The sequence below is a fragment of the Mariniradius sediminis genome (genome assembly GCF_021491425.1).
GTDB classification, from domain to species: Bacteria; Bacteroidota; Bacteroidia; order Cytophagales; family Cyclobacteriaceae; genus Mariniradius; species Mariniradius saccharolyticus.
In genome coordinates, this window is sequence record NZ_JAKEVZ010000003.1 from 341,218 (window position 1) to 353,785 (window position 12,568).

The following is a 12,568-nucleotide window of genomic DNA, read 5'->3' on the forward strand; positions in this document are numbered from 1 at the left end:
AGTTAGGCATTTTTGTTATTTTTTCCGCCAAAGAAAAAATGTATTGCTAATTTGCGGGCTCATTGATCTCCTATGAAGTCCTTGATCAGCTTTGTGATCCGATTTATCCCAAGGAAATACCTGCAGTTGGTTTCCCATTTCTTTCTGCGGGTGATGGCGGTATTTTACCGCGGCGATACCGTCCAATGCAACGTATGCAGCCATTCCTATCGCAGGTTTCTTCCTTATGGTCGGGTAGCCCGTGAAAATGCCCTTTGTCCCCATTGCTTGGCATTGGAGCGCCACCGATTGATGTGGCTTTTTTTACAAAAGAAAACCAACTTCTTCCAAGCAGACCTGAAAGTCCTACACATCGCCCCCGAGCTTTGCTTTATCGACCGCATGGAAGCGATGAAAAACTTGGATTATGTCACCGCCGATATCGAATCACCCTTGGCAAAAGTGAAGATGGACGTACATGCGATCCCTTTTGCGGACAATACCTTCGACGTGGTATTCTGCAACCATGTCCTCGAGCATGTCGACGATGATATCCAAGCCTGCCGTGAAATCAACCGCGTCCTCAAACCTAACGGTTGGGGGATTATCCAATCGCCCGTGTATCCATTGGAAAAAACAATTGAGGACAAAACCATCACCGATCCGGCTGAGCGCGAAAGGCTTTTTGGACAGCGGGACCACGTTCGCAAATATGGCAAAGACTATGCAGCGCGCTTGCGGAAATCTGGATTGGCAATTGATGAAAATGATTTTGTGAAAACCCTTGACGCCGCGACCGTGGCAAAGCATGCACTTCCCCCGGACGAGATTATTTTTTATTGCACCAAAGGCTAGCCCTTCATCCGCTTTTTCAGCAATTCCAGACCAAGGCCCAAACCGTAGGCGCTCAGTTGGACCGTCGAGCAGACCCAGGCGAGCCCAGCGACCATTGGGCTTTTGTGTCGTTCCAGCGCGGAGGTAATCACCGCGGCGGACCAAGCAAGCAGCAGCAAAAACTGAATCAGAAACAGCAGTGGGTCAACAAAGGGCGTCACCAGCATACTGGCCAAAAAAAGCACAAAAAGCAGCGGCAAAAGATGTACTGCATTGATCGCTCCCGGATGAAACCGCGAAACATGCACCCGGTTGCGTCCAAAAGAAAAACCCTGCTTGGCAAAGCTCGACAGGGTGTTTTTGCGTTTGTGATAGACAAAAATCTCCTCGACGAGTTCCAGTCGAAACCCCGCCTTTTTGATCCGCATGCTGAGCTCGATGTCTTCGGCGCGATTGGGATCGGCAAATCCACCGACCGATTCCCAAACCTTTCTCGAAAAACCCATATTGTATCCCCTTGCCTGGTACTTGGCCGGATTCCGGAGTTTGCCACGGATGCCACCTGTCGTCCAGAAGGAGGTCATCGCAAAATCCATGGCTTTTTGCATCGGTGAAAAATCCCAAGCCGCCGCGTCGGGGCCGCCATGGGCGTCCAAATTTCTACTTGCTATCGCCTGTTTCAGGTCTTGAAAATAGTTGGCAGGAATGATGCAGTCCGAGTCAAAGAACACGAAATAGCCGGCTTTGGCGAGTTTCATTCCCTCGTTGCGGGCAAAGCCCTGCCCTTGGTTGGGGATGTAGAGGTATTGCAGCGAAAGGCTGTCGCGGTAGGAATCGACAATCGACTCGCAAGTGGCGTCGGAACCGTCTTCAACGATAATCACCTCGAAGTCGCGAAAAAGCTGTTGACGGAGACTTTGGAGCAAGTCCCGGATTTCCATGGGGCGGTTATAGACCGGAACGATCACCGAAAACTCCATCAGCCCCTGAAGTTTAGCTCCTTGTCGATGTTGTAGTCCAATTTGCGGCTGGTGTTGGAGATCATCATTTCAGCCAAAAATCCCGTCAAAAACAACTGAACGCCCACAATGAGCGCCACGAGTGCCAAAAAGAAAAGTGGCTGCGCGGTGATGTCACGGACTTTGAGGCCTCTGGATAGTCCATAGATTTTTTCAGAAATCAACCAAACCGTGATGACAAAACCCGACAGGAATGACAAGGTCCCGAGCGTGCCAAAAAAGTGCATCGGACGCTTCTTGTAGCGGTTGACAAAGGAAACGGAGATCAAGTCCAGGAATCCATAAAGGAAACGCTCCAGGCCAAACTTGGTCTTGCCGTATTTCCGCGGACGATGCTCTACTACCTTTTCCGTGATCCTCGTAAACCCGCTCCACTTCGCAATGAGCGGAATGTAGCGGTGCATTTCGCCGTAGAGGTGGATGTTTTTGACTACCTTTTTGTCGTAGGCCTTCAATCCACAATTGAAATCGTGCAGCTTGATACCCGAAATCATTCGCGTGATGCCATTGAAAAATTTGGAAGGCAAGGTCTTGGAAATCGGATCGTGGCGTTTTTTCTTCCAGCCAGATACCACTTCCCAGCCCTCTTTCACGATCATATCGTACAATTCGGGGATTTCGTCGGGACTGTCCTGAAGGTCGGAATCCATCGTGATCACCACGTCGCCTTCGGCCTTCGAAAAGCCCATGTCGAGGGCAGCAGACTTACCGTAATTTCTGCCAAAACGCACGCCCTTGACATAGGGATTGAGGTCGGCGAGCTTTTCGATCTGTCGCCAAGAACCATCATTGCTGCCGTCATCCACGAGTATGATTTCGTAGGAAAAAGCATGGCCTTCCATGACCCGCACGATCCAATTGTGCAGCTCGGCCAATGATTCTTCCTCGTTGTACACGGGGATGACGACAGAAATCTGGATCATATCAATAGTCTAGCGACTTGTCTCTTTTTTTGATGATGGCGGCTACGATCAATGCTACTATACCGTAGAAAATCAGGGCAAAACCGAATCCTTTCAACTGGCCGAGGAGGGTAAAATTGGAGGCGGCTGAGTTTCTGATTTCATCCATCTGTTCGGGAGTCATCGCATCCGCAGCACCAAAACGCTCCATCATCGCCATGGTTGTTTCGAGTTGTGCCTCCACCAATACTCCCGGAAGCTCAGGGTCAACCACATTGTAAAGCAGGAAATTGCCTACAATTCCAATTAGGCCGGCAATGATTAGCGCAATGAACGCGAACTTAAACCCAGTTCCAAAATCCATGAATCCTCCGATGGACTTTCTATACTGGATGCCCAAATAAATTAAGGCCCCTAGAAAAATGGCTAGGATGACCATTCCGGTGGAGAATGAAGCGAGACTCTCCGGGCTAATGAAGTAAATGAGAAACGTGAGGACCACAGAAACGATTCCGAGAATCAATCCTGCATTGAGGCCTGCTTTGACTGGTGTTTGTTGATTTTCCATAATTCAGTTAGTTGTTGGTTCTCCTTAAAATTATTGAAATAATGATCGTAAAGAACAATCCGGGGATCATTTTCCAGATAAAATCATTCAACGCAATGTCCCAAGGCACCATTTCCTGGACCTTGGCCAAAGTCGTCCCGAATGATTCCTGTCCCAACTGGGAAACGATCATGTCCTTATTGCTCTCCAAAATACCCAGTTTTTTATCCTTCAGCTCAGCAAAAAGTGTCGAATTAAAGGATAAAATGATCCAAATCCCCATTGCGGTGATAAACGCAAAAAGCGTGTATATCAAAAATCCAATGGTCATCCCTTCTGCGAAGCTTAGCCAATCTTGGTTGACGTATTTTTTGAAAAACCTTATTCCCAAAAAGACAAACACAGGAATCATGACGTATCCAAACAACATGCTGAGATTGGTCGGATCCAATCCCATCCAATGGAACACCAAAAATGCCAACACCGAAAAAATCCCCCCGATTAGCCCAAAGCGGTAACTCGCCTCCCAATATTTTTTCATTTAGAATTTGGCAAGCTTTTGTTTGTTGATCACCAATTTGATTTTTCCTTGGAGGGTTTTGCCAAGCCAAGGGGAGTTCGCGGAAAGCGAAAGATTGCTTTTCCCATCATAGGTCCAGCTTTCTTTCGGGTCAAATACCGTTAGGCTGTCGAATCGAGCTCCCAATCCCAATACCTTGGCAGGTCCATCCGTGATTTTTTTGATCAACAAGGGCCAGCCCAGTTCTTTTTCCAACTCCACCAACCCCGGCAAAAATGTCTGCAATCCGATCATGCCAAATGCCGCCAAGTCAAATTCCAGATGTTTGGCGTCAAAGTCTTGCGGCTGATGGTTGGAAACGATCGCGTCGATGGTGCCGTCCTTGAGACCGGCAATGAGGGCCGCACGCTCCTCGGCACCCCTGAACGGTGGCATCACCTTGAGGTGGGTATCAAAATCCGAAAGGTCTTCATCCGAAAACAACAACTGGTAAAGTGAAACGTCCGCAGTCACTCTCAGTCCAGCCGCTTTGGCCTTTCGAATGCTCTCTACAGCTCCCGGCGTGCTTACGGTCTGGATATGAAGTCTTCCACCCGCATATTTGAGAATCTCCAAATTTCGGTGGACTGCTGTTTCTTCTGATAGATTGGGAATACCCTTCATGCCGATCATGGTGGAGGCGATGCCCTCGTGCATCTGTCCAAAAAGCGCCAACAGCGGATCGTAGCTTTGGTCAAACAGAATTCCGTCAAATTTTTGGAGGTATTGGAGGATTTTGAGTAGCCGGTCAGGATTGGAAATGGGATGGGTACCATCTCCGAAGACCATGGCGCCTGCCTGATGCAAGTCAAGAATGTCTGTAAAATCCTCACCCAAGCAATCCTTGGTCGCCGCCGCCTGTATCAAAAGGTCGGGTAACCAACCTGAAGCCTTGCTGCGGAGGTACTCTATCTCGTTTTTGGTTTGGATGGCAGGCCTGGTGTTGGGCATCAACACCGCTTTGGTGAAGCCGCTTGCTGGAAGGGTCTTTCCGAGGGATTCCAAGGATTCCCGGTATTCTTCGCCAGGATCGCCGGATGCACAGCGCAGGTCGATCCATCCTTGTGAACCGAGATATGCCGAACAGTCGATTGTCTCCTTGCAATGGACGCCACCTGCCGCCTGCTCCTCTACAATTTCGCTGCCTGTAAATACATAATTTTTTGGGGAATGAATCTGTTGGGCATCTACAAGTCTGAGCGATCGGAGCAATACAGCCATGGCGAAAAGGTTTGTGCAAAACTGCAACAATATTCCAAAAAATGAAAGGGAAATCGAGCCGAGGGGAGGGGAGAATTGCGCCTAGGAAAGCGGTGTCGCGTAGGAAATTTGCGCCTCTGAGCGCTCTTGGCAGAGCATCAGCAGGTCTTCCAATTCATGCTCCAGGTAATCCGTCTTCTGAATCAAAATTCTTCCCTGATCCTTGAATGAAAGCAGGACGCTGCCCTTGGATTCGTCGTGCTCGATATTTGTCAAGCCGGAAATATTTCTGTGGGTAATCAGCACGTCCCTGAATTTGAGTTGGTAGCCATCCAAAACCAAAGTGATCGGACGCTTGTAGTGGATGACGGCAATGATGAAAACTTCATACAGGAATATCAGCCATACCAAGACCAAGCCCCATTTGGGGATCACTTTGAAGAAAAGAAAAAACAAAGTCGCACCTACAGCCAAGGCCAAAGTCCACCAATGAAAGGGCTTCTTTTGCCTGCGGAGAAAAAGCTCACCTCCAGTCCCACGTACGACGAGTTTCCAGTATTCCCGGCAGTAGAATACGAACAACATCCCCAAGCAACCCGAAATCAGCCAATGGTGATGCCTCAGCCCCAAAGCCAATATCAGCACGATGCAGCCTACAAAAAATACGGGGACGATGATCTGCCTTTTTCTCATGTGCTAAAAGTAAAGGAGAAGTGCGGTTTATGCAAAAGGCTGCGAGGTTTTTGTTGGAGAGGCTAAAACGGAGTCTTTAGACACAAGACGCAAGAGGCAAGACACAAGAAGCAAGATACAAGAAGCAAGAGCAGAGGATCGAGAATCGTAGCTATGGACTATGGTCTATCGACTATTTACCCAATAACCAATTTACTGAGACACAAGACGCAAGAATCAAGACGCAAGAGCAGAGAATCGGGAATCGCAGCAATGGACTATGGTCTATCGACTATCAACCTAATAACCAATAACTCAATAACCAATACGTTCCGCTATAGACTATGGACTATTAACTATTCACTCCCCTATTCCCACTCAATCGTAGCCGGTGGCTTGGAAGAAATATCGTAGACGACGCGATTGACGCCCTTGACACGGTTGATGATCTCGTTGGACATTTTGCCGAGAAACTCGTATGGCAAATGGATCCAATCTGCCGTCATCCCGTCCACAGAACCAACTGCGCGTAAGGCCACGACTCTTTCATACGTCCTTTCGTCTCCCATGACTCCTACGGATTGGATCGGAAGGAGAATGGCTCCTGCCTGCCAGACTTTGTCGTAGAGGCCGTGCTCCTTGAGTCCTTGGATAAAAATATGATCCACTTCTTGAAGGGTTTTGACTTTTTCAGCCGTGATGTCACCCAAAATACGGATTGCCAATCCAGGTCCGGGAAACGGATGCCTGCCAATGATTGCTTCGGGAATTTCCAATGCGCGACCTACTTCCCGCACCTCGTCCTTGAACAGGGTATTCAGCGGCTCGACCACGGACAACTTCATGAAATCCGGCAAGCCGCCCACATTGTGGTGGGATTTGATCGTAGCGGATGGGCCCTTGACAGACACTGATTCGATCACGTCAGGATAAATAGTGCCTTGACCTAGCCACTTGACGCCTTCGATCTTGTGGGCCTCGTCGTCGAATACCTCGATAAATACCCGACCGATCGCCTTTCTTTTTGCTTCGGGATCCGTAAGCCCAGCCAAAGCCTCATAAAAACGCTGCTTGGCATCTACGCCGATGACATTCAATCCCAAATGCTTATAGGAATCCAGTACTTCTTCGAACTCATTTTTGCGCAAAAGCCCGTTATCGACAAACACACAGGTAAGTTGATCGCCGATCGCACGGTGGATCAAAGTTGCGGCGACGGAGGAATCCACCCCTCCCGATAGCCCCATCACGACCTTGTCCTTGCCCAACTTGGTACGGAGCGCATCGATCGTGCTATCAATAAAAGTATCCGAAGTCCAATCCTGCGAACAGCCGCAGATATGTACCACAAAGTTGCGAAGGAGGTTTTTGCCTTCCAGCGAGTGGGTGACTTCCGGGTGGAATTGGATGCCGTAGGTTGTCTCACCCTGCACCTTAAAAGCAGCCACCTTCACAGAGGCGGTGCTTGCAATAATGTCAAATCCTGCTGGTAGCGTCTTGATCGTATCGCCATGCGACATCCACACCTGCGAGCCATGCGTCATTTCCTTGAGCAAGTCGTAATGCAGGTCCACATGGTCGAGGTTGGCGCGGCCATACTCGCGGATTTCGGAGGGCAGTACTTCGCCGCCGTACTTGTGGGCAAGAAGTTGCGCACCATAGCAGACACCCAAAAGCGGGAGTTTGCGGCGGATGGCGTCCAGATCCAAGTCCGGGGAACCTGCATCCCTGACCGAACAGGGACTTCCCGAAAGGATAACGCCTTTGACATCGGGCGTGATTTCCGGGATTTTATTGAAGGGATGGATTTCGCAATAAACATTGAGTTCCCTCACCCTGCGGGCGATCAGTTGGGTGTATTGGGAACCGAAGTCAAGAATCAGGATTTGTTCTGCCATGCGCAAAGGTACATCGGGCGCTTAGAACAGGAAAAGGAAATCAGAAGATTATTTTGGAGTGATTGGAAAATTGGAAGATTAAGAATTGAAAAATTGGGGTGGGGTTTGTTATGGGTTGATAAGGTTTTAAGGTTAGAAAGTTGGAAGGTTACGCCGCTGGATCATTCCGACGGAGGAGGAATCCAAAGACTTCAGCCAGTGTTCCTCTTTGCTGTGGGCTTTTCCTCGTCATTCCGACGAAGGAGGAATCTCTTACATCGATTGTCTTTTCGATCGGCAAATTTGCTTTTTTGGTGGTACCTCTGTGTTTGATTTGGATTTGAAATGAACTAATACGATATTTCCAACTGATCACAAGGGATTTTGGAGGGAGTTTTGCAAATGATTCGTCTTAAATCACCTTTCGAATTGGTTGAGTTCTGTTGTAAGGTAATTTTCACTTCCCTTCATCTCAAATCATCATGCAAAAAAACTTATCAAAGGGAATACAAACAAAGATTAAGGGCCTTGCTTACTATCAGATCATGGGTGGCATTTTTGGAATTGGAATGACGATTTGGCTTTTAGCAAAGACCGTGACCATTACAGGTCCGGTTATACTGATTTTTCTTCTTGCCGGTTGTCTTTATTCATTTTCGGTTTATTGTGGCCAGCAGTTGCTCAAGGGAAATCTAAATGCAGGGTTCAGACTTTCAACCATCAACCAAGTTTTGCAATCGATCAGTTTCGCTTTTATGGGTTATGCCTTCAAACTCGTGTCAGGTATATTGTTGGGTATTTCCATTGATCTAACAGGAGATTCGGAAATTTCATTTGCCCTTTCGTTGTCAACTTTCAAGTTCAATATTAACCATGACCAAGATCTCCTGTTTGTTGGAGTGAATTTCTTGTCGATTTATTTGATTTACTTCATCGGGAAGTTAAAAGATGAATTGGAAGAGATAGAGGGTTGAAATTTGAAGCCGAGCAGATGTATTAAGCCAGAAACCATACATCACTTGAGGATGACAGCAAGGGAGAAAATTCTAAGGGAAGTGCCTCTGCTAAGCAAAAGAGGAGGCTCGTATTGAGTGAAAATGAAGGAAGGTGCAATGAAAGATAGTTGCTGATTTTCTTGAGCTTTCCCGGCAGAATACAACGGTATATTTGAATTTTGAAGCGGATATTTTTCTTGGGCCTAGGAGGGTAGTGAGATAAGGCCTTAGGTTTTTTTAAGTTTGACTCCACAAAACACTTTCAGGAAATCTCAATAAATTGTACCGACTAGATAACATTGAAAATGAGCACTACTGAATTGAAATCCAACATTCACAAGATTATTGATGGGATTGAGAGTGAGCCGCTATTGCGGACTTTATACGACTTTCTCAAAAAAAGGGAGTTTGGCGAAGGAAGCCAATTTTGGGGGCAACTGACAGAAGAGCAAAAACAGGAAGTACTTTTGGCATTCGACGAATCGGAAGATGAGCAGAATTTGGTAAGCAAAGAAGAAGTGTTCGGAACCAGAAAATGAGATTTTTTTGACCAAAGGAGCTGTTATTTCAATATTTTTCCCCTCACTCCAAAGAAAACGCCACCCGCGGGTTTTTGACTAGCAAGAGATCAATATCTGATTCCGTGAAGCCAGCCGATTTCAATTGTGGAATCAATTCATCAAACAACGCGGTATAGCCCTTGAAATCCCCGCCATCGGGCTCGCCCGGACGGTACCAGCCCGCGTCATGCGAGACCAAGACCCTGTCGAGAAACCCCTTTTCTTTACAATATCTGAGCCTTTCCAGATGTCCGGGAACATCCCAGGCGATGCCATCCAAACTGATCCAGACTCCCAAATCATGGGCGGTGTCGTAGCTGGCAAAGTCCTTCTCGTTTTGTGCATGTACCCACACAAAATGTCCGAGATCCACATTCATCGATTGCAAAATCTCGATTTGGGCTTTGGCAGTCGCCCATGGTCCGGTATGCGAGACGATCAATAATCCCGTGGCTTGGTGGGTAAGGGCGGCCGCCCGCACCAATTTTTCATCCAATGCGTTCAAAGTGCTTCCCTCATTGACGGAGATTTTAATAAATCCAGGCTTAATTCCTGTGTTTTCTATGCCATCCTTGGCTTCCCCGATCCAAATGGCTGCCAGTTCATCCGATGTAGCTTCTTCGACAATCTTTGGTAGATACTTTTCCCCAACGGCGCCATAGTAGCCCGTATTGGTCAAAAATTGGATTCCTGATTTTTCCGAGAGTTCCTTCAATAGGAGCGGGTCTCTGCCCAAGTAAGCAGGGGTACATTCCACGATGGTTTTGACGCCGCGGGCTTTCGCTGCTTCCAAAAAAGGCATCACCCGCGCAACCACCTCCGCTCTGTTCCAGCGATGGTATCCCGTGGAATCTGCACCGATGAAATCCACCAAAACATGCTCATGGATCAATGACATGCCCATTTCACTTGCTGGTGTTTCTCCCGAAACCGTGCGGATATGTTCCTTTCCATTATCTTTTTTTGGCTGGCAGGCAAATAGGATCAGAAGAATCAGGATCAGATTTCTCATAGGAGTTTGGATTTGTCCTACAAGTTAAAAACCATTCAACTATCCCCCAAATCCCCATTTTCTCCTTGGAAAAGGGTTCTCAATTCGACCGCGTGGATGCCTTCGCTTTCTTCCAAATACCTGGCAAACACGGCCGTGCTTCCATGGGTCAAGTACACTTTCTCCGCCTGAGTGCCTTTGATGGCTGCAATCAGTCCCTCCCAATCGGCATGGTCCGAAAGTACAAAACCGATATCGGCAGCCCTCCTGCGCCTTGCCCCGCGGACATTCATCCAGCCCGAGCAGATACCCGTACGGTAGGGATTGAACTTTTTCATCCAAGGACTACCCATCGCAGAGGGCGGGGCTATGATCATCGCTCCCTTCATCTTTGCTTTTAGGGTATCGGCTTCCGCTTTGGGTGAGTCAAGCACCTGGAGCCCGTTGGCGATCAGGGCTTGGTTGGTCTGCCAGATGGAGCCATGCACGAATACCGGCCCAATGGAAGTTTCCAAGTGATTGAGGATGCGTTGGGCTTTGCCAAGTGAATAGGCAAAAAGAACTGAGTTTAGGCCATTTTCGGCATTCTGTTTCCACCAGGTATTGATCCTTTCAAAAATCAGAGACTGCTTTTCCCATTTGTAAATGGGCAATCCAAAAGTACATTCCGATACAAACTCGTGGCAGGTGACAGGCTCAAAGGCTTTAGAAAGTCCATCGGCTTCGATCTTGTAGTCCCCACTTACTACCGCGACTTTTCCTCGGTGTTCCAGTCGGACTTGGGCCGAACCGGGAATATGCCCCGCCGGATGCAGGGAAATGCGCACGCCGTTGATCTCGATGGATTTTTCGTATGGAATGGTCTGAAGGGAAATGTCTTGGCCCAGGCGCAGTTTGAGGACTTCGGCGGAATCTTGGTGAGCCAAATAATGCTTCATACCCCAGCGGGCATGGTCGGAGTGGGCATGGGTGATGATTGCCTTTTTAACCGGCCGCCAAGGATCGATGAAGGCGTCGGCAGGTGGACAATACAAGCCCGATGGGCTCAACTCAAGGAGTTTCATATTTCTTGGACAGGCTTTCCGACTTTGGGATAGCTCAATCTAGCCAATTTTTTCCCAACGTGGTACTCGTCCAAGCCTGATACCGTCACGGTACCCAGCGCGTTCAGGTCCAATGAACCATCAGCCCGAAGGCCTGTTTCGTCCAGCCAAATGTGCTCTATGCTACCGATCACCAGTACGGTGCCATTGATGGCCAAGGTTTGCTGCTCTACAAGTTGACAGGCAAGCTTCACTTTGCTCAATTTGACAAAGGGAGCGAAGAAATCGTCAAGGTACTCTTCTTCCAAACCAGTTCCCTCAAATTCGGAGCCTTCAAACCTTGCGGCCGTTTGGTGGGCCTGTTTGTAAAATGCTTCTGAGACATGGTTCAAGGTGAAAAATCCTGTGTCCAGGATATTTTGCAGCGTGTGCCGCTCGACGGTGTGTGGTCTAAACAGTATTCCCACCAATGGTGGCGTGGCGCCGATATGAAATACCTGTGAAAATGGTGCCAAGTTGGTGATCCCCGCTTGGCTTTTGGTTCCGATAAGGTTGAGGCTTTTGTAACCCGAAAGGCAATTGATCAAATCCCTCCGGTAAGAGGAATCAGCTTCGAGGATGGACTTCTTGTCAAAATGACGCATCATATCAGAATCGCTTCTTCGATGGAGTCGCAATACTTGATGTCCAAGAGATGGATGATGTTATCGGGGTTGTTTTGTGTGATTTGCTCCTTGGCTATCATCACCATCTTCTCAAACCATTTTTCGGGCGGAAGGATTTTGCGGTGCTTGTTGATACCGAGTTGCAGGACTTCTTTTTTCCAATCCAGAAAATACCACTCCATGGTAGGCTGGTGGAATGCACGCAGGGCACGCTTGTCGAATATGAACTTATTGTATTTTCCGGAACGGGCGATATCGGTGATTTGATGAAAAACGAGCTTGAAATCTTCTATCGGCACATAATCGGTCAGTAGCTCGCAGATAATCATCCCTTTTTCTTGATTCGCATAGACCTTGGCGTATCTCTCGTCAATCACCAAATCGAAATTGTTGGTGTCAATGGCATTGGCTGTCATAATCATTCTAATCGGGTGGATGGATTTAGTGAAATGAGCGGTTTTTTAAATTGCTGCCATTGGTGACTTCATTTTTGAAGTTACCAATGTTCTCTTCCAAACGAATGGCGTATTCCAAAGTTGTCCTAATCAATTCCTGTTGCGATTGAATCTGTTCTTTCAGCCTGCCCAACTCACGATTCAGTTCTACCAGTTTGGCTTCATACTCCCGTTTGAGCCGCTCTTTCTCGAGCCTCGCTTTTTCCAGTTCTTCCTTGAAAATCAAAAATGATTCCGGTGGAGTCCTCATAATTCTCGTACTTTTTTACT

At 47.9% G+C, this 12,568-nt stretch carries 15 protein-coding genes; 3 read left to right on the plus strand and 12 right to left on the minus strand.

The window, feature by feature from the left end:
• Window positions 1-72: 72 nt before the first annotated feature.
• Window positions 73-834 carry a class I SAM-dependent methyltransferase gene (locus tag L0U89_RS06040; protein ID WP_234860708.1) on the plus strand — a complete coding sequence of 254 codons (762 nt, stop codon included), beginning with the start codon at window positions 73-75 and terminating at the stop codon, window positions 832-834.
• Here the strand turns inward: L0U89_RS06040 and L0U89_RS06045 are convergent.
• From L0U89_RS06045 to guaA, 7 genes are all read right to left on the minus strand, one after another.
• Window positions 831-1,793: a glycosyltransferase gene (locus L0U89_RS06045; RefSeq protein WP_234860709.1), complete on the minus strand. Its 963-nt coding sequence runs from the start codon at window positions 1,791-1,793 to the stop codon at window positions 831-833. The genes L0U89_RS06040 and L0U89_RS06045 overlap by 4 nt on opposite strands.
• Window positions 1,793-2,755: a glycosyltransferase family 2 protein gene (locus L0U89_RS06050; protein WP_234860710.1), complete on the minus strand. Its 963-nt coding sequence runs from the start codon at window positions 2,753-2,755 to the stop codon at window positions 1,793-1,795. The genes L0U89_RS06045 and L0U89_RS06050 overlap by 1 nt, the downstream gene beginning before the upstream one ends.
• 1 nt (window position 2,756) lies before the next feature.
• Window positions 2,757-3,302: a DUF4199 domain-containing protein gene (locus tag L0U89_RS06055; RefSeq protein WP_234860711.1), complete on the minus strand. Its 546-nt coding sequence runs from the start codon at window positions 3,300-3,302 to the stop codon at window positions 2,757-2,759.
• 7 nt (window positions 3,303-3,309) lie between these two features.
• Window positions 3,310-3,822 (minus strand): DUF4199 domain-containing protein, encoded by a 513-nt coding sequence (locus L0U89_RS06060; RefSeq protein ID WP_008631828.1) that lies wholly within the window; start codon window positions 3,820-3,822, stop codon window positions 3,310-3,312.
• Window positions 3,823-5,061 (minus strand): dihydroorotase, encoded by a 1,239-nt coding sequence (locus L0U89_RS06065; RefSeq protein ID WP_234860712.1) that lies wholly within the window; start codon window positions 5,059-5,061, stop codon window positions 3,823-3,825. It abuts the gene before it with no gap.
• Between the two features lie 81 nt (window positions 5,062-5,142).
• Window positions 5,143-5,733 carry a hypothetical protein gene (locus L0U89_RS06070; protein ID WP_234860713.1) on the minus strand — a complete coding sequence of 197 codons (591 nt, stop codon included), beginning with the start codon at window positions 5,731-5,733 and terminating at the stop codon, window positions 5,143-5,145.
• A 347-nt stretch (window positions 5,734-6,080) separates the two neighbouring features.
• Window positions 6,081-7,610, minus strand: a complete 1,530-nt coding sequence (gene guaA, locus L0U89_RS06075; protein ID WP_234860714.1) for a glutamine-hydrolyzing GMP synthase — start codon at window positions 7,608-7,610, stop codon at window positions 6,081-6,083.
• 461 nt (window positions 7,611-8,071) lie between these two features.
• Here guaA and L0U89_RS06080 point away from each other — a divergent pair, with 461 nt between their 5' ends.
• Together L0U89_RS06080 and L0U89_RS06085 are read left to right on the plus strand one after the other, a co-directional pair.
• Window positions 8,072-8,563, plus strand: a complete 492-nt coding sequence (locus L0U89_RS06080) for a hypothetical protein (RefSeq protein WP_234860715.1) — start codon at window positions 8,072-8,074, stop codon at window positions 8,561-8,563.
• A gap of 326 nt (window positions 8,564-8,889) precedes the next feature.
• The gene (locus L0U89_RS06085; RefSeq protein WP_234860716.1) at window positions 8,890-9,123 is read left to right on the plus strand and encodes a hypothetical protein; all 234 of its coding nucleotides are present in this window, start codon (window positions 8,890-8,892) and stop codon (window positions 9,121-9,123) included.
• Window positions 9,124-9,166: 43 nt separating this feature from the next.
• Here the strand turns inward: L0U89_RS06085 and L0U89_RS06090 are convergent, their stop codons facing one another.
• Genes L0U89_RS06090 through L0U89_RS06110 form a run of 5 tightly spaced genes read right to left on the minus strand, consistent with a single transcriptional unit; the run spans window position 9,167 to window position 12,548 of the window.
• Window positions 9,167-10,156, minus strand: a complete 990-nt coding sequence (locus L0U89_RS06090) for a phosphotriesterase family protein (protein WP_234860717.1) — start codon at window positions 10,154-10,156, stop codon at window positions 9,167-9,169.
• Between the two features lie 35 nt (window positions 10,157-10,191).
• The gene (locus tag L0U89_RS06095) at window positions 10,192-11,199 is read right to left on the minus strand and encodes a ligase-associated DNA damage response exonuclease (RefSeq protein WP_234860718.1); all 1,008 of its coding nucleotides are present in this window, start codon (window positions 11,197-11,199) and stop codon (window positions 10,192-10,194) included.
• Entirely contained in the window at window positions 11,196-11,825 is a 630-nt protein-coding gene (locus tag L0U89_RS06100) for a flavin reductase family protein (RefSeq protein WP_234860719.1), read from the minus strand. The genes L0U89_RS06095 and L0U89_RS06100 overlap by 4 nt, the downstream gene beginning before the upstream one ends.
• A complete protein-coding gene (locus tag L0U89_RS06105; protein ID WP_040481643.1) occupies window positions 11,822-12,265 on the minus strand; it encodes a hypothetical protein in 444 nt (147 codons plus the stop codon). The genes L0U89_RS06100 and L0U89_RS06105 overlap by 4 nt, the downstream gene beginning before the upstream one ends.
• A 19-nt stretch (window positions 12,266-12,284) precedes the next feature.
• Entirely contained in the window at window positions 12,285-12,548 is a 264-nt protein-coding gene (locus L0U89_RS06110; RefSeq protein WP_008631847.1) for a hypothetical protein, read from the minus strand.
• Between the last annotated feature and the right edge of the window lie 20 nt (window positions 12,549-12,568).